Annotated in this window: 22 protein-coding genes and 2 pseudogenes; 11 read left to right on the top strand and 13 right to left on the bottom strand. The window is 72.7% G+C overall.

Annotation, left to right across the window (positions count from 1 at the left end; genetic code table 11):
* Window positions 1-90: 90 nt before the first annotated feature.
* From ACFT5B_RS01895 to ACFT5B_RS01880, 4 genes and pseudogenes are all read left to right on the top strand, one after another.
* Window positions 91-1,515 carry an ABC transporter substrate-binding protein gene (locus ACFT5B_RS01895; RefSeq protein ID WP_386796278.1) on the top strand — a complete coding sequence of 475 codons (1,425 nt, stop codon included), beginning with the start codon at window positions 91-93 and terminating at the stop codon, window positions 1,513-1,515.
* A complete protein-coding gene (locus ACFT5B_RS01890) occupies window positions 1,512-2,486 on the top strand; it encodes a carbohydrate ABC transporter permease (RefSeq protein WP_386796277.1) in 975 nt (324 codons plus the stop codon). Before ACFT5B_RS01895 ends, ACFT5B_RS01890 begins: the two co-directional genes overlap by 4 nt.
* Window positions 2,483-3,433 (top strand): carbohydrate ABC transporter permease, encoded by a 951-nt coding sequence (locus ACFT5B_RS01885; protein WP_386796276.1) that lies wholly within the window; start codon window positions 2,483-2,485, stop codon window positions 3,431-3,433. Before ACFT5B_RS01890 ends, ACFT5B_RS01885 begins: the two co-directional genes overlap by 4 nt.
* Window positions 3,411-5,546, top strand: a pseudogene (locus ACFT5B_RS01880) (catalase); the annotation flags it as partial. The gene ACFT5B_RS01885 and the pseudogene ACFT5B_RS01880, both read left to right, overlap by 23 nt.
* A 97-nt stretch (window positions 5,547-5,643) precedes the next feature.
* Here ACFT5B_RS01880 and ACFT5B_RS01875 read toward each other — a convergent pair.
* Entirely contained in the window at window positions 5,644-6,297 is a 654-nt protein-coding gene (locus tag ACFT5B_RS01875) for a PAS and ANTAR domain-containing protein (protein ID WP_386796275.1), read from the bottom strand.
* Window positions 6,298-6,385: 88 nt separating this feature from the next.
* The gene (locus tag ACFT5B_RS01870; protein WP_386796274.1) at window positions 6,386-7,084 is read right to left on the bottom strand and encodes an ANTAR domain-containing protein; all 699 of its coding nucleotides are present in this window, start codon (window positions 7,082-7,084) and stop codon (window positions 6,386-6,388) included.
* Window positions 7,085-7,282: 198 nt separating this feature from the next.
* On the opposite strand from ACFT5B_RS01870, the gene ACFT5B_RS01865 reads away from it, so the two are divergent.
* The gene (locus ACFT5B_RS01865; RefSeq protein ID WP_386796273.1) at window positions 7,283-7,939 is read left to right on the top strand and encodes a PAS and ANTAR domain-containing protein; all 657 of its coding nucleotides are present in this window, start codon (window positions 7,283-7,285) and stop codon (window positions 7,937-7,939) included.
* 48 nt (window positions 7,940-7,987) lie between these two features.
* On the opposite strand, the gene ACFT5B_RS01860 is transcribed toward ACFT5B_RS01865, so the two are convergent.
* Genes ACFT5B_RS01860 through ACFT5B_RS01850 form a run of 3 tightly spaced genes read right to left on the bottom strand, consistent with a single transcriptional unit; the run spans window position 7,988 to window position 10,105 of the window.
* The gene (locus tag ACFT5B_RS01860) at window positions 7,988-8,797 is read right to left on the bottom strand and encodes an SDR family NAD(P)-dependent oxidoreductase (protein ID WP_386796272.1); all 810 of its coding nucleotides are present in this window, start codon (window positions 8,795-8,797) and stop codon (window positions 7,988-7,990) included.
* A 31-nt stretch (window positions 8,798-8,828) separates the two neighbouring features.
* Window positions 8,829-9,341, bottom strand: a complete 513-nt coding sequence (locus ACFT5B_RS01855; RefSeq protein WP_386796271.1) for a DUF6098 family protein — start codon at window positions 9,339-9,341, stop codon at window positions 8,829-8,831.
* The gene (locus tag ACFT5B_RS01850) at window positions 9,338-10,105 is read right to left on the bottom strand and encodes a PAS and ANTAR domain-containing protein (protein ID WP_386796270.1); all 768 of its coding nucleotides are present in this window, start codon (window positions 10,103-10,105) and stop codon (window positions 9,338-9,340) included. Before ACFT5B_RS01850 ends, ACFT5B_RS01855 begins: the two co-directional genes overlap by 4 nt.
* Window positions 10,106-10,290: 185 nt before the next feature.
* On the opposite strand from ACFT5B_RS01850, the gene ACFT5B_RS01845 reads away from it, so the two are divergent.
* Window positions 10,291-10,773 (top strand): gluconokinase, encoded by a 483-nt coding sequence (locus tag ACFT5B_RS01845; protein ID WP_386796425.1) that lies wholly within the window; start codon window positions 10,291-10,293, stop codon window positions 10,771-10,773.
* A 10-nt stretch (window positions 10,774-10,783) separates the two neighbouring features.
* Here the strand turns inward: ACFT5B_RS01845 and ACFT5B_RS01840 are convergent, their stop codons facing one another.
* Window positions 10,784-11,509: a hypothetical protein gene (locus tag ACFT5B_RS01840; protein ID WP_386796269.1), complete on the bottom strand. Its 726-nt coding sequence runs from the start codon at window positions 11,507-11,509 to the stop codon at window positions 10,784-10,786.
* Window positions 11,510-11,599: 90 nt separating this feature from the next.
* Window positions 11,600-12,046: pseudogene (locus ACFT5B_RS01835) on the bottom strand (TrmH family RNA methyltransferase); the annotation flags it as partial.
* Window positions 12,047-12,285: 239 nt separating this feature from the next.
* On the opposite strand from ACFT5B_RS01835, the gene ACFT5B_RS01830 reads away from it, so the two are divergent.
* Together ACFT5B_RS01830 and ACFT5B_RS01825 are read left to right on the top strand one after the other, a co-directional pair.
* Window positions 12,286-12,876 (top strand): recombinase family protein, encoded by a 591-nt coding sequence (locus ACFT5B_RS01830; RefSeq protein WP_386796268.1) that lies wholly within the window; start codon window positions 12,286-12,288, stop codon window positions 12,874-12,876.
* Between the two features lie 162 nt (window positions 12,877-13,038).
* On the top strand, window positions 13,039-13,311 hold the full coding sequence (locus ACFT5B_RS01825) for a DUF2188 domain-containing protein (protein ID WP_386796267.1): 273 nt from the start codon (window positions 13,039-13,041) through the stop codon (window positions 13,309-13,311).
* Between the two features lie 595 nt (window positions 13,312-13,906).
* On the opposite strand, the gene ACFT5B_RS01820 is transcribed toward ACFT5B_RS01825, so the two are convergent.
* The 5 genes from ACFT5B_RS01820 to ACFT5B_RS01800 form a co-directional block, all read right to left on the bottom strand.
* Entirely contained in the window at window positions 13,907-14,044 is a 138-nt protein-coding gene (locus ACFT5B_RS01820) for a hypothetical protein (RefSeq protein ID WP_386796266.1), read from the bottom strand.
* Between the two features lie 140 nt (window positions 14,045-14,184).
* The gene (locus tag ACFT5B_RS01815) at window positions 14,185-15,171 is read right to left on the bottom strand and encodes a caspase domain-containing protein (protein WP_386796265.1); all 987 of its coding nucleotides are present in this window, start codon (window positions 15,169-15,171) and stop codon (window positions 14,185-14,187) included.
* Between the two features lie 10 nt (window positions 15,172-15,181).
* Window positions 15,182-15,553, bottom strand: a complete 372-nt coding sequence (locus ACFT5B_RS01810) for a TIR domain-containing protein (RefSeq protein ID WP_386796264.1) — start codon at window positions 15,551-15,553, stop codon at window positions 15,182-15,184.
* 253 nt (window positions 15,554-15,806) lie between these two features.
* Complete coding sequence (locus ACFT5B_RS01805; protein ID WP_386796263.1) at window positions 15,807-16,781, bottom strand: TrmH family RNA methyltransferase; 975 nt, start codon at window positions 16,779-16,781, stop codon at window positions 15,807-15,809.
* Window positions 16,782-16,828: 47 nt separating this feature from the next.
* Entirely contained in the window at window positions 16,829-17,494 is a 666-nt protein-coding gene (locus ACFT5B_RS01800) for a TetR/AcrR family transcriptional regulator (protein ID WP_386796262.1), read from the bottom strand.
* Between the two features lie 128 nt (window positions 17,495-17,622).
* On the opposite strand from ACFT5B_RS01800, the gene ACFT5B_RS01795 reads away from it, so the two are divergent.
* On the top strand, window positions 17,623-18,219 hold the full coding sequence (locus tag ACFT5B_RS01795; RefSeq protein WP_386796261.1) for a TIGR03086 family metal-binding protein: 597 nt from the start codon (window positions 17,623-17,625) through the stop codon (window positions 18,217-18,219).
* Between the two features lie 37 nt (window positions 18,220-18,256).
* Complete coding sequence (locus ACFT5B_RS01790; protein ID WP_386796260.1) at window positions 18,257-19,381, top strand: epoxide hydrolase family protein; 1,125 nt, start codon at window positions 18,257-18,259, stop codon at window positions 19,379-19,381.
* Between the two features lie 42 nt (window positions 19,382-19,423).
* Here the strand turns inward: ACFT5B_RS01790 and ACFT5B_RS01785 are convergent, their stop codons facing one another.
* On the bottom strand, window positions 19,424-19,993 hold the full coding sequence (locus ACFT5B_RS01785) for a TIGR03086 family metal-binding protein (protein ID WP_386796259.1): 570 nt from the start codon (window positions 19,991-19,993) through the stop codon (window positions 19,424-19,426).
* A gap of 96 nt (window positions 19,994-20,089) precedes the next feature.
* Here ACFT5B_RS01785 and ACFT5B_RS01780 point away from each other — a divergent pair, with 96 nt between their 5' ends.
* Window positions 20,090-20,503, top strand: a complete 414-nt coding sequence (locus tag ACFT5B_RS01780) for a MarR family winged helix-turn-helix transcriptional regulator (RefSeq protein ID WP_386796258.1) — start codon at window positions 20,090-20,092, stop codon at window positions 20,501-20,503.
* Window positions 20,504-20,693: the final 190 nt, after the last annotated feature.

Genomic DNA, 20,693 nt, shown 5'->3' with positions numbered 1-20,693 from the left:
GGGCCGAGACTGGCGGTGAGGGTGAGGAAGACGCCCGGCATCGCGGTCACGGAGCCCAGGTCCCGCCGACCGCACGCCTGGGGAGGTCCCATGTCCCGGTTCCCGGCGGGCGCCCGTCCGCTCTTCGTCCGTCCTCGCCCGTGGGGCGGCGCGGCTGCCGTCGCGGGTGCGGGCGCGCTCCTGCTGGCGGGCTGCGCGCACGGCAGCAGCGACCAGGCGTCCCCGTCCTTCACGAGCCAGGCGACGGTGTCCGGCTCGCTGCACGTGATGGGGTTCGGGACGGGCGACGACGTCGGCAAGAACCGGTACGACCGCGCGGCCGCGGCGATGCCGGGCGTGAAGATCGCGCTGTCGCAGGGCGAGCTCGACGTGCAGGCGTTCCTGTCCGCCGTCGCGAGCGGGAAGCCGCCGGACCTCGTGTACGCGAGCCGCGACCAGATCGGGACGTTCGCGTCGCGCGGCGCGATCGTGCCGCTCGACGACTGCCTCGCGAGCGAGCACGTCGACCCGTCCCAGTTCGTCGGCTCGGCCGTCCAGCAGGTCACGTTCGCGAAGCACGTCTACGGGCTGCCCGAGTTCTCCACGGTCGAGCTGACGATGGCGAACAAGAACCTCCTCGCGGACGCGGACGTCACCCTCGACGACGTGAACGGGTCGAGCTGGGACGCGGTGACCGCCGCGAACAAGGCCATGGCGAAGCACGCGGGCGGGAAGGTCAGCGTCATCGGCTACGACTCGAAGCTGCCCGAGTTCCTGCCGCTGTGGGCGAAGGCGAACGGGGCCGACCTGATCTCGGCCGACGGCCGCAAGGCCCAGCTCGACGACCCGCGCGTCGTGCAGGCGCTCGAGTTCGCAGCCGGGATCTACCGCGACCAGGGCGGGTTCGCGGGGGTCAAGACGTTCCGCGACTCGGCCGACTTCTTCGGCAAGGGCAACCAGTTCGCGTCCGGGACCCTCGGCGCGATGCCCATGGAGAACTGGTACGTCAACACGCTCAACGAGGTCAGCCCGTCGGCGCCCCTCGCGTTCGACACGGTCCGCGACACGAAGGGCGACCCGCTCGCGTTCACGTCGGGCAACGCGTGGGCGATCCCGAAGGGCGCCGCCAACCCGCAGGCAGCCTGCCGCTTCGCGCGGCTCATGACGGAGACCGACGCCTGGCTCACCGCGGCCAAGGACCGGGTCTCGAGCCGCACGGCGTCGGACCAGCTCTTCACGGGGCTGCTCACCGCGAACAAGGCGGCGGACCAGCAGATCCGCGAGCGCTACGTGCCGAAGAACGCGCCCGAGCCGTGGAAGTCGGCGATCGACGCGATCTACGACGCCAACGACCACACCTTCGCGATGCCCGCCAACCCGGCGGACGCGGCGTTCAAGACGGCGTGGCAGGACGCCGTGAACCGCGTCCTCAACGGCCAGCAGCAGCCCCAGGAGGCGCTCGCCCAGGCGCAGCAGGAGGCGCAGAAGGCGCTCGACGACGCGTGGGCGAGCTGGGACCAGAGGACCGGCAAGTGACGGCGTCCCCCACGCTCGCCCCCGGGGTGCCGGCCGCTCCCCCGCCGACGGCCGGCCGGCGCCGCCGGGCGGGGGCGCACGAGCGGCACTCCCGCCGGGCGGCCCTCGCGTTCATCAGCCCCTGGATCCTGGGCTTCCTCGTCTTCACCGCGTGGCCGATCCTCTACAGCGCGTACCTGTCGCTGACCGACTACGACGCGATCAACGACCCCCGCTGGGTGGGACTGGCCAACTACCGCGAGCTCGCCTCCGACCCCAAGGTCGCGCAGTCGCTGTGGAACACGTTCGTGTTCACGGCGCTCTCGGTACCGCTGCACGTCGTGCTCGCGCTGCTCCTGGCGCTCCTGCTCGAGCGGGTGGGCCGGTCGTCGGGCTTCTTCCGGACGGCGTTCTTCCTCCCGAAGATGACGCCGCCGGTGGCGATCGGGGTGCTGCTGCTCCTGCTGTTCAACGGGCAGTACGGGCTCGTCAACCGCGTGCTCGGGTGGTTCGGGATCACCGGGCCGTCCTGGACGACCGACCCCGCGTGGGTCAAGCCCGGTCTGGTGCTCATGAGCCTGTGGACCGTGGGCGCGTCGGTCGTGATCCTGCTGGCCGCGCTGCGCGGCGTGCCCGCCGACCTCTACGACGCCGCCCGCGTCGACGGGGCCGGCTACTGGCGGCGCGTCCGCACGGTCACCGTCCCGATGATCAGCGGGCCCCTGTTCTTCATCGTGGTCGTCAACACGATCGGCGGCTTCCAGACGTTCACCGAGGCGTACACGGCCTACTTCGGCGCCGGGAACTCGACGTACTCCAACGACGCCGCGCTGTTCTACGTCATCTACCTGTTCCAGCAGGGCTTCCAGGAGCTCCACATGGGGTACGCGTCGGCGCTGGCCTGGCTGCTGTTCGTCGTGATCATGGCGATCACGGCGGTCCAGCTGCTGCTGTCGCGGCGCTTCGTCTACTACGAGGCGGAGCAGCGGTGACGGCGGCCACGCCCGCTCGGCAGACCGCCGTGCCGGTCCCCCTGCGCGGTCCCGACGACGGCGCCCGTGCCGGGGGCCCGCGGGCCGCGGTCGGGCGCCGCCCGGCTCCCCGCCGCGCGCGCCGCCTCGTGGGGCGCGGCGCGCTCCTGGTGGCGCTCGTCGTGGCGACGGTCGCGTTCGTCTACCCCCTGCTGTGGCTCGTGAGCGCGTCGTTCAAGCCCCGGTCCGAGGTGTTCGACAACCGGCTGGTCCCCGCGACCCCGACGCTCGCCAACTACGTGACCGTCTGGCAGGACGCGCCGCTCGCGCTCTGGCTGGGCAACACGGTCGTCGTCACGGTCCTCGCGGCGGGCACCGTGACGGTCTCGAGCGCGCTCGTCGCGTGGGGCTTCGCGCACTTCCGCTTCCGCGGCCGGGGCGTGCTGTTCGGGGTGGTGCTGGCGACGATGATGCTGCCCGGTGCCGTGACCCTCATCCCCACCTACCTCATCTGGCACGACCTGGGCATGGTCGGGACCAACGTGCCGCTGTGGGCCGGGAACCTGTTCGGGTCGGCGTTCTACATCTTCCTGCTGCGCCAGTTCTTCCTCACGCTGCCCCCCGAGCCGTTCGAGGCGGCGACGATCGACGGCGCGGGCGAGTGGACGACGTTCTGGCGGATCGCCGTGCCCCTGTGCCGGCCCGCGCTCGTCCTGACGTTCCTGTTCGAGGCCCAGGCCTCCTGGACCGACCTCATGCGCCCGCTCGTCTACCTGCAGGACGCGAACACGTTCACCATCCCCCGCGGGCTCAAGTCCCTCGTCGACCAGTTCGGCCCCGGCGGGGAGTCGCAGTGGGAGGTCGTGGTGACCGCCGGCGTCATCACGACCGTCCCGATGATCCTGCTGTTCTTCTTCGGGCAGCGGTACTTCGTCGAGGGCATCGCCACGACCGGTAGCAAGGGATAGAAGGAGGAGCACGATGACCGACCGCCAGGACCCCAGGACAGGCATCCCGCCGACCCCGCCCGCGCAGGACGGCGACCGCCTCACCACGGCCCAGGGAGCGCGCGTCGACGACACCGACCACTCCCTCACCGCGGGGCCACGGGGCCCCGTGCTGCTCGAGGACCACCACCTGCGCGAGAAGATCACGCACTTCGACCACGAGCGGATCCCGGAGCGCGTCGTGCACGCGCGTGGCGCCGCCGCGCACGGCGTCTTCCGCGCGTACGGGAACGCCGCCCCGCTCACCAAGGCGGGCTTCCTCGCGGAGGAGGGCCGCGAGACGGACGTCTTCGTCCGGTTCTCGACGGTCCTGGGGTCGCGCGGCTCGGCCGACACGGTCCGGGACGTGCGCGGCTTCGCCACCAAGTTCTACACCGACGAGGGCACGTTCGACCTGGTCGGGAACAACTTCCCCGTCTTCTTCATCCAGGACGCGATCAAGTTCCCCGACCTCATCCACGCCGCCAAGCCGCACCCGGACCGCGAGATCCCGCAGGCCCAGACGGCGCACGACACGTTCTGGGACTTCGTCTCCTCGCACACCGAGGCGACCCACACGGTGATGTGGGGCATGTCGGACCGGGCGATCCCGCGCAGCTACCGGACCATGGAGGGCTTCGGCGTCCACACGTTCCGGCTCGAGGCCGCCGACGGGTCGACGTGCCTGGTCAAGTTCCACTGGAAGCCGCTGCTCGGGGTGCACTCGCTCGTGTGGGAGGAGGCGCAGCTCGCGCAGGGCGCCGACCCGGACTTCAACCGGCGCGACCTGGCCGACGCGATCGAGTCGGGCGCGTACCCGCAGTGGGAGCTGGGCCTGCAGGTGATGCCGGACGACCCGTCGGAGACGTTCGCGGGCATCGACCTCCTCGACCCGACGAAGATCGTGCCCGAGGAGCTGTGCCCCGTCCAGCGCGTCGGCCTGCTGACGCTGACCGCCAACCCGGCGAACTTCTTCGCGGAGACCGAGCAGGTCGCCTTCCACGTCGGCCACCTCGTCCCGGGCGTCCAGGCGACCAACGACCCGCTCCTGCAGGGCCGGATGTTCTCCTACCTCGACACCCAGCTCACGCGGCTCGGCGGCCCGAACTTCTCGCAGCTCCCGATCAACCGGCCGCACGCACCCGTGAACGACATGCTGCGCGACGGCATGCACCAGAGCGCGATCCACGAGGGCATCACGCCGTACGTGCCGAACCACCTCGACGGCGACCTGCCGGTCCGCACCCCCGAGGGCGCGTTCGTCACGCTCCCGACCCCGGTGCAGGGCGCCAAGGGCCGCTGGCAGCCGGCGTCGTTCGAGGACCACACGAGCCAGGCACGGCTCTTCCTGCTGTCCCTGTCGCCGGTCGAGCGCGCGCACCTCGAGGCGGCGTTCGCGTTCGAGCTGGCCAAGTGCACCGACGAGGAGGTCCGCGCCCGGGAGGTCGCGGTCCTCGCCCGCGTCGACGGCGACCTCGCGGCCGGGGTCGCACGCGAGCTGGGGCTGCCGGCACCCGCGCCCGCCGACGTGCCCGACGTCGCGCCCTCCCCCGCGCTCTCCCAGCGGCCCGCCGAACCGGGCCGGGTCGACGGGCGCGTGGTCGGGGTGCTCGCGACCGACGGGGCCGACCTCGCGGCCGCGACGGCCCTCACCGACGCGCTCGGACCCGAGCACGTCGTCGTGCGGGTCGTGGCCGACCACGGCGGCACCGTGACCGGGGCGGACGGCGCCACCGCGCCCGTCGACCGCACGATCGCCGCCACCCGGTCGATCGAGTTCGACGCCGTCGTCGTGGCGGACGGCGTCGCGGGGACGGCGCTCGGGGCAGACGCGCGGACCGTCGTCCTGCTGCAGGAGGCGTTCCGGCACGGCAAGGCGATCGCCGCCGTCGGGGACGGGGCCGACGTCCTCGCGGCCGCCGGCGTGGCGGCCGAGGCGCCCGGCGTGCACGCGACGGACGACCGGGCCGCACTCGCGACGCCCCTGCGGGAGGCGCTCGGCCTGCACCGCTCGTGGGAGCGGCTCGCGCAGCTCGCGGGCGTGGTCGACGGACCGCCGCCCGCCGCCGGCCGGGCGGACGCGCCGACCGACTGAGAGCGACCGACCCCGACGAAGGTGCCGACCGCGACGAAGGAGCCAGGCGTCGAGCCGTCGCCCGGCCTATTCGTGGTCGCCGGGGCCGGGGTCGCGCTCAGTCGTCGAGGCGCGGCCCCGGTCCCGGCTCGTCCTGGGGGGCGCACGCGCGCCGCACCACCTGCGCCGCGAGCTCCCGGACGGGCACGTTCGTGCGCATGGACGCCCGGCGCAGCCGCTCGAACGCGTCGTCGGGCGAGATCCGCCAGCTCGCGCCGAGGATCCCCTTCGCCTGGTCGATCGTGGCGCGGCTCTCCGCGGCCCGGCGGACGCTCTCGTCCACGACCTCGGCAGCCCGGGCCGCGAGGACCGCGGTCACGTCGAGGAAGCTCCCGACGAGCCGTGCCACCTCACCGTGCTCGTCGCGCACGGCCTGTGCCGCGAGGACGACGTCCTTCATGTCGCCGGACGCGGCCATGATGCGGTGCAGGCTCACGAACGGTTCACCGCTGCGGCAGCCCGCCGCGAAGAGCGCGCGAAAGCGCTCGCGGTCGTCCGGGTGCTTGTGCGCCAGCACGAGGCGGGTCGTCGGGACCACCTCGCCGGGCTCGAACCCGTGCAGCCGGTAGGTGCCGTCCGACCACCACCAGGTGTCGGTCTCGAGCTCGTACGCGAACCGTCCTCGCGGCGCCGGTTCTCTCGAGACCGCGTCGTCGACCCCGGCCGCCGGGACCGCGCCGTCGTCGGCCGCCCACGCGTGCGCCAATCCCATCCCACGTCCTTCGAAACCTGCGCATCGGCCGTGACTTGACCGTGCCCTGACCGTACGGCGCGCGGGTGAAGACGGCAACCGTCGGCCGTCAGGAGCTCTCGGCAGAAGAGGCGGGCCGCGGCCCCTCCCCCAGCACCTCCGCCAGCCACGGCGACGGCGCGCGTGCGCCGACCTCCCGGGCGCCGCGCACCACCTCGTCCGCGACCACGCGGACGCGGACGTTGCGCCGCTGCGAGACGGCGCGCAGGGCGTCGAACGCCTCGCCCTCGTCGTAGCCGCCCGCGGCCGCGAGCACGCCCTTCGCCTGGTCGATCACGCTCCGCGACTCGAGCGCCTGCTCGAGCTGGACGTCCGCCCGCCGTCGGGCGAGCTCGCCGACCACGCCGTCGAGGAGCACGAGCGTCCCACGCAGCGGGCGGCGGCCGTCGTCGGCCGCCTCGCCGTCGGGCTCGGCGCTCAGCACCACGTCGTGCGTCCGGCCGTCGAAGTCCACCAGGCGGCTCGCGCAGGCGAGGGCCACCCCGTCCACCGCGACGCGCTCGAGCAGCGCCGCGACGCGGCTCCGCTCCTGCGGGTGCTGGTGCGCCAGCAGCAGTGCCGCGGTCGGCACGACCTCGCCGGGGGCCAGCCCGTGCAGCGCGTACATGCCGTCGGACCACCAGGAGCGGTCGAGGGCGTCGACCCGGAACCACCCGGCGCCGAGCTCCGAGCCGGCGGGCTCGACCGCGGTCCCGACCTCCGACCTCGCACCCTCGGCGGGCACGTCGAAAGCAGCCTCGCTCGTCATCAGTTTTCCTTCTCGCGCGCGATGCGCGCGGGGCCACGCGCCCCTGACGGATTGGCTGCTCAACCCGCGGGGCCCGCCGGGGTTCACCCGGTCGCCCCAGCCTACCCGTCCGGTGCCCCCGTGCAGGTCACAGCCGCGCGAGCGGCGGTCACCAGGACCGGCCGTCGCCGCGCCGCGGCGCCGGGCTACGATCCCAGCATGAGCACTGAAGGGCCCGACCTGGACCACGAGCAGGCGCTGGCGGTCGGCGAGAGCCTCGACGTGGGCCGGTTCCGGGTGGACCTCGCGACGGACCGCTGGTGGTGGTCCGACGAGGTCTTCGAGATGCACGGCTTCGAGCGCGGGGAGGTCGTGCCCTCGGCCGAGCTGCTCGCGGCGCACAAGCATCCGGACGACCTCGTCCAGGTGGACCACGTGGTGCGCGAGGCCGTCGCCTCGCGTGAGCCCTTCAGCTCGGTGCACCGCATCCTCAACGCCTCGGGCACCGTGCGGACCGTGGCCGTCGTGGGGCGCGCGGTGCTCGACGACGACGGCGAGCCCGTCGCCGTGTCCGGCTACTTCGTGGACCTCACGGCGACGCAGCGCAGCGCCGGCCAGGCCCAGGCGACCGAGTCGATCCGCGCCGCCGCCGCGAGCCGGGGCGCCATCGAGCAGGCCAAGGGGATCGTCATGGCGGTCCGGGGCGGTGACGCCGATGCCGCCTTCGGTGCGCTGCGCGAGGCCGGGTCACGCCGCGAGGTGCGCCTGCGGACGGTCGCGGAAGATCTCGTGGAGGCGGTCGCGGCCCGCTCCGGGGACGACGGTCCCCTGAGCGCCGCCGAGCTCGACCGCCTCCTCGGCGGCGCCGAGGGCTGAGCGCGTCGTCGGGCGCCGCCCCGATCCCCGTTCGGCGCCGGCGGCGGCTCACACCGTCGCGACCGACCCTCCGTCGACACGCCAGTTCGAGCCGAGCACGTAGCTCGCGCGCTCCGAGCACAGCCACGTGATCACGGCCGCGACCTCGTCCGGCTCGCCCCGGCGACCCGCGGCGATGCCCGGCCGCTCCTCGGCGAGGAACGAGCGGACGGCGTCGTCGAACGACTCGCCGCGCTCGTCGGCGCGCTCGCGCATCATGTCGTCCGTCATGGGCGTGGCCACGAAGGCCGGCGAGACGGCGTTCACCAGGACGCCGTCAGGGCCGTACGCCTTCGACAGGCCCTTCGCGAACGCGAGCAGCCCGGCCTTGGCGGTGCAGTACGGGAGCTGGTCGGGGTACGGCTGGACGGCGTCCTCCGACGCGACCAGCACGACGCGGCCGCGCCCGCCGGCGCGCATCGCCGGGAGGAACGTCCGGACCGTCCGGACCGCCGCCAGGAGGTCGGTCTCGAGAGTCGACCGCCAGCCGTCGTCGTCGGTCTCGAGGAAGTCGCCCGTCGCGCCCGTCGTCCCCGCGGCGTGCACGAGGATCTCCGGGTCGGCGAAGGCGGCCCGCGCCCGCTCCGCGAGCCTCGCGACGTCGTCCGGCACGGTGAGGTCGGCGGCGACCCCGACGACCCGTCCCGCGCCCGGCGCCGTGGCGTCGAGCTCCATGACGGCCGGACCGAGCGGGCCGTCGTCCTTGTCGGTGAGCACGATGCGCGCGCCTTCGTCGAGCAGCGCCCGGGCGGCAGCGAACCCGATGCCCGAGTCGCCACCCGTCACGACCGCCACGCGCCCGTCGATGCCGAGGTCCATGAGCTTCTCCTCCGTGCGGGGTCGGCCCGCGTCAGTCCTCGCCCCGGTCGTCCTGATCGAACGCCTGGGCGTAGAGCGCGCGAGCCTCGTCGAGGACGGTGTCGGCGAGCACGGCCACGGGGCGGACGCCGACGAGCAGCGGCTCGCAGTCCGGTCCGCGGCCCGAGACCTCGCCGGTGAGCAGCCACGCGTAGCTCTCGTCGTCGGCCAGGTGGGCGTACTGGGTGAGCTGGCGGGCGACCCAGTGCTCGACGGGACGGTCCCACCACGGCTCCGGGGTGAGCGGGTTGACGCTGAGGCCCGGCAGGACGCACCCGCTCTCGTGGTCGCGGCTCACGGTGCAGCGGTCCGCCGAGGGGCCGTGGCTCACCCGTACGTACAACGGCTCCTGGCTGCGGGTCACGAGCCTCGCGACCCGGGCCAGCCGGTCGAGCGTGCGGGCGCCGTCGGCCCCGGGCAGCACGACGGGGGTCTGGCGTGGCACGGACGCGACCGGGGCCGCGGGCCCGGCGGCTGCCGGGCCCGCGGCGTCGAGCGCCGTCACCGTGACCGCCGTGTGATCCGGCGCGCCAGCCGGGCGCCGTTGTCACGGCGCGGGTGCGCCTGGACGGAGGCAAGGGCGTCCCGCACCGCGTCGGCCCCGTCGGCCGGCTCGCGGGACGAGAGCGTGGCGAGGACCTGGCGTGCGGCGTCGGGCACCGGGACCTCGGCCTCGCCGGCCGCCCGGGCAAGGGTCCGCGCGGCCTCGCCCGCGTCCAGCCCGGCCAGCACCATGAGGGCCCCGACAGCCTGCTCGACCACCGCACCGGACGCCATGGCCCGGGTCACGGCACGGTCGGCCTCGCGCTCGACGGCCTCGTGCACGACGGTCGAGACGTCGACCGCGAACCCGCCCACCTCGCCGACGGCGCCGCTGCGGTCGCGGCGCGGGTCACCGACCACGAGCACGGTCCGCGCCTTGCCGCGCGCGTCGACGACCCGGTGGGCCGCGGCGAACGGACGGCCCTGGCGGAACGCCGCGAGCGTGGGCGGTGCGACCACGGCGTCGTCGGGGTGGGTGCGCGAGCGGAGCTCGGCGAGACCGCCGAACGGCTCGCGCGACGAGCGGCCGTGGATGACGTCGATCTCGGGCGACCAACGGCATGCGCCCGAGCCCAGGTCGACCCGGTACCGCCCGACAACCAGCGCCGTGCCCGCCCCGAGAGCGGCCGTCACCTCGGCCGCCGTGAGCGGCCCAGCCTGCTCGCCGGTCTCCGCGGAGGTACCGGCCGGGGTCGTGAACGTGGTGGAGGAGGTGGTGGTGGTCATGTTCAGCTCCAAGGTGCGGGCTGGAACGGGGCCACTTCTCGACTCCCCTGCCACCGTACCTCGACGAGCGCCGAAGCGAACGTCGAACCGTCGCCGTGTCCCGACCGGGTACCGTCGTGGCCGTGACGACCGCCCCCGCTCCCGAGCCCGCCCCCGGGCCCGTCCCGCCCGTGCACCTCGTGGTCATGGGGGTGTCGGGAACCGGCAAGACGACGATCGGGAGGCTCCTGGCGGACCGGCTCGGGTGGGCGTTCGCCGAGGGCGACGACTTCCACCCGCCCGCCAACGTCGCGCGCATGCAGGCCGGCATCCCGCTCGACGACGAGGCCCGCCTCCCCTGGCTCCGCGCCGTCCGCGACTGGACCGCCGAGCAGGACGCCGCCGGGCGCAGCACCGTCGTGACCTGCTCTGCCCTGCGCGTCGCCTACCGCGACGTGCTCCGCGAGGCGCCCGGTCGGACCCGCTTCGTGCACCTCGTCGGCGACGCGTCGCTCGTCGGCACGCGCATGCGGCAGCGCGCGGGGCACTTCATGCCCCCGTCGCTCCTGCCGTCGCAGCTCGCGACGCTCGAGGTGCTCGGCGACGACGAGGACGGCGTGGTCGTGCCCGTCGACGGGCCGCCGGCGCAGGTCGCCGAGACGGCGCTCGGCGCTCTCGGCCTGGGCTGAGAGAGGCTCGTCACCACCGCCGACGGCGCAGCACGGCTCCCAGCACCACGAGGCCGACACCCCCCGCGCCGACGGCGAACCCGTGGAGGTCCGGCCGTCGCGCGAGCAGACGGGCGTCCGCGTCGCACGGCGTGAACCCCTCGTCCTCGGCGCGGAGCCGGCTGGGCAGCGCCTCCTCGGTCCCGTCGAAGACGACCACGCGGTCGGTCCTGAGGCGCCCGGCCGGGAGGAGGCTCGAGCCCTCGTAGCAGCCGTTGTCGACGCCGACACCCGCCACCTGATCGCGCCAACCGCGCGCGAGGGGAACCGTCTCGACGAAGCCTCGAGGCACCTGGCCGAGCTCGACCGAACCGTCCCACCCGGGGACGACCGCCCCGTCCCACGTCACCCGCCACAGCACGGGCGGCGGGTCGTCGTCGGAGCGGCCGGCCGCGACTCTTCCGTAGATCGTCACTCCGGTCATCTGGGCCGCCGTGCGGGGGCCGGTCTCGACGACCACGCCTCCGTCGTCCGCAGCACGGAAACCGACCACCGGGAGGACAGGCGCGCACGGCGCGAACCGGCAGATCTGGTCAAACGTGGCCAATGGCGCGAGCCCGATCCCGACCCCCGCCACTGCGAGCACGATGCCCACGACGAGCACGATCGTGCCCGCGCGTCGCCGTACCGAAGGCGCGGGTCCCGGGTCGACGGGGCGCATCGGCGGGATGGACGACCAGAGCTGCTCCGACGGCATGGCAGCAGCGTGACAGCGCGCCCGGGCCAGCGGGGGCCCGGAGCGGTCACGACTCGGCCACGACCCGTCACGATCCGGATACGCGGGCCGTCAGGCCTCCGGCACCCGCACCGCCCAGGTCGCGACCGCGACGGCGGAGGCCACGTTGAGCGAGTCCACGCCGCCGGCCATGGGGATCTTGACGGTCACGTCGCAGGTCGCGATCGTCCTGGGCTTGAGCCCGTCGCCCTCGGTCCCGAACACGAGCGCGAGCCGCTCGGGCGGCTGGGCGGCGAGCTCGTCGAGGCCGACGGAGTCGTCCTCGAGCGCGAGCGCCGCGACCTCGAAGCCGAGCTCGTGGAGCAGGTCGATGCCGCCCGTGCGGTCCACCCCGGCCGCGGGGTGCGGCCAGTCGTGGATGCGGGTCCACGGCACCTGGAACACGGTCCCCATCGAGACGCGCACGGCCCGCCGGTAGAGCGGGTCGGCCGAGCGGGGCGTGAGGAGCACGGCGTCGACGCCCATCGCGGCACAGGCGCGCATCGCGGCGCCGATGTTGATAGGTGGTGTGGACGTTCGACGCTCGGTCGGCACCCCCGCGAGCGACCGAGAACCGACGAAGGTGGCACGCGAGAGAGGCGTTCGACCAGGTCAGGCCCCCTCGGTTACGGGACGTCTCGCATGCTGCGCGCTCCGCGTGTTCAATAAACTATGCGTCTACGATCTGACATCCTTATTGCTGCCGTCAGAACACGGCCACCTGGCAGCGGATAGCGCATCGGTCCCGAAGGAGCACGATGGCCCTCATCGGTCTGGTCCGAGCAACCAACGACGCAGCCGAGACGACGGCCCAGCACGACGCATTGGACCCCATCTGCACCCACGTCTTCAAGGAGAACGCCAGCCAGCGACGCGTCGTCGAGAACCGTCCGCAGCTCGTCACGGCTCTACGCACCGTCAGACCCGGCGACCTGCTCGTCGTCATGAAGATCCGCCACCTCGCCAGGACCTCGCTCGAGGGACTCGAAGTCCTTGCCGACCTCGTCGACCGAGGCGTCGCGGTGAAGGTGCTCGCAGGCATGGCCGAGGGTGACCACATCGAAGACTCGCACTTCCTCACCGAGTGCCGCCAGATCGCGGCGGACCACCGCCGGACCCGCTCCGACAAGATCAAGGCCGGACTCGCCGCCGCACGCGAACGCGGCGCAGGCCCTGGCCGGCCGCGAAAGGTCGACGACGCCATGCGCGCCGACATCGTGGCGCGACGAGCCAGGGGCGACTCGCTTCGATCGATCGCGGACGCGGTCGGCGTCTCAGTGGGGACCGTACACAACATCATCGCCCTGGCCTCCCATTCGCCGGACGGCGACCGTTCGACTTCGGAGTAGCGGGAGCCGTCAAGCCGTTGGCGACGCGCGCGCCAACGGTCGAGTCCCGTCGAACGACGATCGAGCACGACTCTAGATGGTGGGCTCAAGCCGCTGTAGGGTCGCGCGCGTCACCCCCGCGGGATTCATCCTTCCCCATCCGCCTCGCCAAGGGCCACGATCGTGACGAGCGGCTATCGAAACAAGGCGGAGGCGATCGCGACGACAAACCAACGACATGTTGTCCATAATCCGAACGGCGGATGGGATGTAACCAAGCCTGGATCCTCGCGCGCATCGGCCCACACGGACACCCAGGCTCAGGCGATCGAACGCGCGCGCGAGATCTTGCGAAACTCGGGTGGTGGCGAATTGTCGATCCACAATCGCGACGGGGAGATCCGGACCAAAGACACCGTGCCGCCTGGAAATGATCCCTTCCCACCGAAGGGCTGAGAAGCGGTGCCCGGCAAGGGACGTCCCAGCACAGAGGAACTTATGACGGCAACCAAGCTTGTTGGGCTCTTCTACACGCTCCCACGCTCCGAGCTTCGCACAATGCGAAGGGAGTGGGCGCGCGCCTGGGAGCGCGAAAGGATCAGCGCAGCCCGGTTCGTAGTCGAACGTTTCGGAGTCCGCGTGCACGAAGGCCAACCCGTGCCCACACAGGGTGCTGGATTCTATGCACCGTTGTATTGGGATCCCAAAGACCATTTTGGCCCGACGGCGGGCGCACGGTTTGTGGCCGACACCCTCGAGGGTCGATGGGACTAACAAGGTACCGCCTGAGACTCTCGATGAGTCTGGGAATTGTCGCGACGCGATGACTAGTTGATCGGTGATTGCGCACCCACCGCATTGCATCTCGATCCCGTGCCACCACTTGAGCCTGCCAAGACTCGCCCAATGCGGTCGCGATCCTTTTTACACTCGCTCGGAGAGCGATCGAGCCTCCGAACGTCGTGACTCACCCCTGGAGCGTGTCCTTCAACAGCTACCGACCGCTACACCACTCTCAGGGACTCGACCGAACGCCACGGCGCTTCATCGTTCACGAGAGCAGTTTGCCGATCAGGGGCAGATACTGACGCACCTGCTCGCGGTCGCTGTCCTTCTCCTGCTCAGAAAGCTCGGCGTACGGAGTCTCCACCTGGGCCGCCCACCGCGTCGCGAGGTCCGCAGGGATCACCAGGGAACCGTCGTCCCGTCGCTCGCACTGGCTATGGAGATAGCGCTGCCAATGCGCCCACCTCTGGTGCTCGATCGCAGCGAGCTGCTCGACTGTCCCCTCACTCTCAAGGACCTCACGGATGCGGCGGTACGACGGCACTAGATCAGCCCGCGATCCACGAGCCGCCAGTAGTGCTGGCCGAGGACGGTCAGCTCGCACGCCTTCGACTCCATGGCGGCGTAGTACATGTGGGTCGCCCCGACCGGACGCACGAGGTTCACCTTGGCAAGCGCCTGGAGGACGGCGAACTCTGCGTTGCGTGCAGGGTCTGGATCTGGGATCCAGCCCGCGTCCCCATCGGGGCGGTCCGGCTCGTAGGTGGGATCGAGCGGGAGCTGGAGCGTTGGGTCCTCGAACAACTGCGTGAGCTTCTTAAGGTCGCCGAGTTCGACGGCGGCGTCCGCCGTCCGCAGCGAGACAAACTTCTTGATGTTCGTCTTGAACACGGGCCGCTGGTCCCACGGGCCGAGGGACTGGTCTACGTGCGCGTAGACGCTTCCTGGCGTCACGGCACCGACGAGGTTGGCAGCTGCGCCGTTGAGCGCGTCGACCATGAGGCTCGTGAACACGCCGGTGCCCTGTCCGGTCTCCATGGCGTACTGGTCCGCCGTCGACGCGGTGAGGATGGTCACACCTTCCTTCAGCGCGGCGTAGTCCTGGGCGATCTCGCTGCCGCCGGCCACTCCCCCGTGGCAGCTGTCGAGGATGATCACCTTGTTCCGCGCCCGGGAGTCACTGGCGAGCTTCATTACCTCGGACAGAGCGAGCATGCCGTCGCCGCCCGCCGTGCAGTCACTCGCGCAGAGGAACCCGCCGGTGCTGTCGATCGACCCGTGGCCCGCGAAGTAGAACAGCGCGATGTCCGCATCGTCCTCGAACAGTTCCTTGACAGCTGCACGCAGATCGGCTCGCGTCACCCGCGAAGTCGGACCCGTGCCGGTCAGCAGCCGGGGCTGGGCGAAGTTGAGGGTGCCGTCGGCGTGGTGCTCCAGCACCGCCTTAACACTGTGAGCGTCGTTCACCGCGCCGGAGAGCGGGGCGACCTGGTCGTAGTGGTCGATGCCGACGATGAGTGCCTTGCGCATGCCGATCGCCTCAGAGCGAGTCGATGAAGGCGGAGATGTTCGTGTCCGACCAAGCGACGGTCGTCACACCGACAAGCTGCGTGCGGTCGTTGCTGTAGGCCCAGATCCCACGGACCTTCTTGCCCTCCTCCTTGGCGCACTCGATCTCCCACCCCTGCCCGGATGAGGTCAGTGAGTTCTTGCTCACGAGCACGATCACGCCGTGGGAACGCCGGATGCGGGTGCGGACCTTCTCCTTCCACTCGGACGCGTAGGGTTCCTTCACCGACATATCGACGAACTCGTACGGTGCGCGCGGGCTCAGCGACTGGCCCTTGAGGAAGTCCCTCTGCCGCTCGTCCTCGATCGCGAATGCGACGAAGATGACCTTCTTCTCTGCCACGCCCGACCCTCCGGTCTGCTTGAGCCGGGCCGCTTCTCGGCCACGTTTGAAGCTCAGGACGACACTATCCGGGACCTCCGACAGCCTCGGTCGAACTCGCAGGACATCGAAAGTCTGAGCGGAACGACAGCGGCCGGAGCACGACTCGCACGGGTGTGGAGTGATGGAGAAAGCGAGTCACGAGCCAGCACGACACAACCAAGAGCGACCTTCCGACCCACGCCGACCACCCATGTCATGAATTGGAGGCTGGTCACCGCGTCGCGTAGAACGCGACCGCGCTCGACGCAGCGACGTTCAGCGAGTCCACCCCGTGCATCATCGGGATCGTCACCCGCCGATCAAGCACCCGATCGGTCCGGTCCAGCAACCCGTGCCCCTCGGTCCCGAACACGAGGGCGAGACGGTCATGATCCTCGGCGACCAGCTCGTCCAGAGTGATCGCGCCCTCCCCCAAGGTCATCCCCGCCACCACGTACCCGGCGTCCTTGAGGACGTCGAGCCCGTCCGGCCATGGGTCGATGCGCGTCCACGGCACCTGGAAGACCGTCCCCATCGACACCCGGATCGCACGTCGATACAGCGGGTCAGCACATCGCGGCGAGACCAGCACCGCGTCGACGCCCATCGCCGCGGCCGACCTGAAGCACGCACCGACGTTCGTATGATCGACGAGGTTCTCCAGGATCGCGATGCGCGAACGCTTCCGCGGCACCGCGTCGCCCGTCGGCACACCGGTGGTTTTGCGACCCTTCACGTTGGTGTGGTCGACGACGTCCTCGAGCACGACGACGCGCCGCGCCCCCGCCCCGCCGCGCGCCCCGCGGAGGAGTGCTGCGACGTCGGGCAGCTCGGGGCGGTGCATGGCCGCGAGCGCCCCGCGGTGCAGGTGGAAGCCGGTGATGCGCTCGAGCAGAGGCTCGTCCGCGACGAACACGGGGACGGACGGGTCGACGGCTCGGACGTCCGCGATCACGTCGGCCATCGAGTCGAGCCACTTGTCGGCCATGAGGAGCGACCGGGGACGGTGTCCCGCGGCGACCGCGCGCCGGATCACGGTCGACGACTCGGCCATGTAGAGCCCTTCGGCGGGCTCGCGGACGCGGCGCAGCGCGACGTCGGTGAGGTCGGTGTAGTCGGCGAGGCGCGGGTCGGACGGGTCGGTGACGGTGACGACGTCGGGCACGGCGGGTACGTGCGGGGCTGCGGGAGCAGTCGGCTCAGACACGGCTCGATGATCCCACGCCGCGCCCGGGCCCTGGCCGGCGCTCGGCGTCAGCCCCGGTAGGCCCACCGCGCGCCGAGCTCGCCCTGGGTCGGGGCGGTGCCGGGCAGCGGGGCGGCGTCCGGCCGCGCGCGGAACCCTTCGAGCTGCAGGTCGACGTACCGGCGCCGCAGCGCGGAGGTCCGGCCGGCGTCGCCGAGCCGCACGGCGGTGAGCTGCTCGTACACCATGGGCAGGTCCTCGTCCGTGACGTCGTCGCGCACGACGCCGGCACCTTGCGCCCGCGCGAGGATCCGTCCGGCGAGCACGCCGGCCTCGGTCGCGAGCCGCCCGTGCTCGGCGGTGGGCCGGAACCTGCCGGCGAGCCGGACCGTGAGCGAGTGGACGTCGGCGTCGACGACCCCGCGGACGAGGGCCGCGAACGACTCCCACGGGTCGGTGACGGCGTCGGCGTCGGTCGCGACGGCGACGAACCGCTCGAGGCCGTCGAGGCAGAGCCGGGCGAGCAGGTCCTCCTTGCTCGGGTACCGCCGGTAGAGCGCGGAGATCCCGACGCCGGCCTCCTGGGCGACGGCGGACACGGGCGCCTCGGGGTCGTCGACGAACACGCGACGGGCGGCGTCGAGGATCGTCCGGTCGTTGCGCGCGGCCTGGGCGCGGCGCCCGCTCAGGGGCGCGGCGACCTGCGGTCCGGTGTCCTGCGGCTGGGTCGGCATCCCACTCTCCTCCTGCGTCGGGTCGGAACGATCCTACCCCTTGTATGGAACGGAACGTTCCGCTACGATGATGAGCAACGGAACGATCCATTCCGTTCCGGTTTGATCGACCGACCGAGGAGCACCCGATGAACCCGACGTCCTTCCCCGTCCTCGACCGCGCGCACGCCGCGCTCGCCGCGGTGGCCGCCGGCGTCAGCGCCGACCAGCTCACCGCCCCCACGCCCTGCTCCGACTGGACGGTCGCGCAGGTGCTCCAGCACGCGGCCGGCGACCAGCGCGCCTACGCCCAGGCGATCACCGGCAGCGACGGCCCGACCTCCGACCCGTTCGACCCGTCGGGCGAGCTCGCGGACGTGGACGCGCTCGTCGGCCCCGCGGTCGCGGCCTCGTCCCGCGCCTTCGCGACCGTCGACGCCGCGGCGACCACGCCCGTCCCGGTCCCGCCCGGCCAGCTCCCCGGGTCCGACGCCGCAGCCGCGGCCGCGCTCGACGCCGGCGTCCACGCCTGGGACCTCGCCGTCGCGACCGGCCAGCCCTCGCCGCTCGACGACGACCTCGCCGCACCGCTCCTCGACCTCGCCCGGCAGCTCGTCGAGCCGCTGCGCCAGTGGGGCGCGTACGCCGCGGTCGTCCCCGCCGGCCCGGGCGAGCCCGCGCAGCCCGTCGTCGACGAGCTGCTGCGCTACCTCGGCCGCGACCCCCTCTGGACGCCGTCCGCCTGAGCGCCGTCCCTGCCCACGACCTCGACTGGAGAAGAACATGACGACCGACCCCACCGCGATCCGCCCCGCGCCCGTCCACGTGCCGCAGGCCGACCTCGACGACGTCCGCGAGCGCCTCGCGCGCACCCGCTTCACCGACGCGATCGACGGCGCCGACGACGTCTACGGCACGCCCGTCGCGGGCGTCCGCGAGCTCGTCCGGTACTGGCTCGAGGAGTTCGACTGGTGCCGCGACGTCGAGGACCGCCTCGCCGCCCACCCGCAGCTCGAGACCGAGATCGACGGCCAGCGCGTGCACTTCCTGCACGCGCGGTCGGGCCGGCCGGGCGCCGTCGGGCTGCTGCTCACGCACGGCTGGCCGGGCTCCGTCCTGGAGTACCTCGACGTCGTCGAGCCGCTCACCGCCGCGGGCTACGACGTCGTGCTGCCGTCGATCCCGGGGTTCGGGTTCTCGGGCCCGACGACGGAGCGCGGCTGGGACGTGGGCCGCACGGCGCGGGCCTGGGCCGAGCTCATGCGACGGCTCGGGTACGAACGGTACGGCGCCGTCGGGAACGACGGGGGCTCGATGATCTCGCCCGAGGTCGGCCGGGTCGACCCCGAGCACGTGGTCGGGGTGCACGTCACGCAGCTGTTCTCGTTCCCGTCGGGCGACCCGGCCGAGCTCGCCGACCTGAGCGGGGACGAGCAGGCGGCGCTCGAGCACCTGCAGTGGTTCTGGGACACGATGGGCGCGTTCAACGTGCTGCAGTCGCAGGCACCGCAGACCCTCGCGCACGCGCTCGCCGACTCCCCCGCCGGGCTCCTCGGCTGGAACTCGCAGCTCATGGTCGGCCTCGAACCGGCGTTCGTCGTCGCCAACGCCGCGGTCTACTGGTTCACGCGGACCACCGGCTCGTCGCTGCGCTTCTACTACGAGATGGCGCACCCGGCGGCCCCCGCGGAGCCGTCGGGCCCGACGACGGCACCGACGGCACTGGCGGCGGCCCGGGGCGACTTCGCCTCGATCAGGCGGTTCGCCGAGCGCGACCACGCCGACCTGCGGCAGTGGCACGTCTACGAGGACGGCGGGCACTACCAGGCGCACGTCGCGCCGGCGCAGCTCGCTGCGGACGTCGTCGGGTTCTTCGACGGGCTCACCGCGGGAGCGCCGAGGGCGTGACCCGCGCCGGACGGCGTCGGGCCGGGGCGAGGTCGGGCGGCCTCAGCCCCGGTCCGGCGCCCACGCGGGGTCGCGCCCGAGCAGCCGGAGCGTCTCGGCGAGCGCGCCGCCGCCGTCCCCCGCGAGCGCCGGGGCGAACGCCGCGCCGGGAACGGTGCGCGCCTCGCCGTCGGGGACCTGCCGGGAGACGTCGAGCGCCTGGGCGAGCACGTCGTCGTCGGGTGCGAAGGCGTCCGCGGCGCCGAGGCTCGCGGCCACGTCCCACGCGTGCACGACGTAGTCGACGAGGTGGAAGCCGAGGGCGGTTTGCGCCGGGATGCCGACGCCGCCGCGGACCTCGGGCAGCCACAGCTCGGCGTCCGTGTCGCAGGCGGCGAACGCGTCGACGACGCCGGCCGCGGCCGTGCGGTAGACCGCGACGACGTCGTCGCCGACCGGGCGCGGCTCCCAGTCGGCGAGCTCGGTGACCTCACCCCGCGCGGCGGCCGCGAAGCCGTCGTGCTGCACGACCATGTGCGCGAGGAGGTCGGCGAGGGTCCACCCCGCGCAGGGCGTCGGGCGTGCGAGGTCGGACGGCGCGACGCGCTCGACGACCGCGACCGAGCCCTCCACGGCGCGACGGTGACGATCCAGGACTGAACTATCGATACGCATATGTAGATCGTCTACCTCTGCACACCATTCGTCAAGAGCCGCTAGCCTGGCCCCGTGGACCGTCCCGATCTCGGCGCCCTGTTCGCGCACGTCACCCGCCGGCTCGTCGATGCCGAGGGACCGATCCTGGCCGCGCACGACCTGACGATGTGGGAGTACGTGACGCTCAGCTCGCTCGGCCGCGACGACGCCCCCACGCAGCTCGTCCTCGCCCGGCGCATCCGCTACGACAAGACCCGCCTCATCGCCCTGCTCGACGGCCTCGAGTCGCGCGGGCTCGTCACGCGCCGCCCCGACCCGGCCGACCGCCGGGCTCGCGTCGTGTCCCTCACCGCCGACGGCGTCCGCACGCTCGCAGCGACCCGCACCGACATCCGGGCCATGGAGGAGGGCGTCCTCGCCGCCCTCGACGCCGGCGACCGCGCCGCGCTGCTCCGAGCCCTCCCCCGCCTCGCCGACCCGACCTGACCCACCGGGAGCGCCGTCGGACTTGCTCCTTCTGTCGCACGTTGTCATCCTGGGCGGTGTCGACGTGTCCCGACGACCCGGTCCGGCCCGCGAGGGGGCGTGCCGCGACCGCGAGCGGGGCCGACGGCGGTCGTCGCGACGTCCCGGCGGCGACCGCGACCCACGCACCGACCACCGCGAGGACGCAGTG

It is taken from the genome of Luteimicrobium sp. NPDC057192 (assembly GCF_042670205.1).
Lineage (GTDB): Bacteria > Actinomycetota > Actinomycetes > Actinomycetales > Cellulomonadaceae > Luteimicrobium.
Note: the sequence above shows the minus strand (reverse complement) of the source record. Positions and strands in the feature narration are given on the sequence as shown.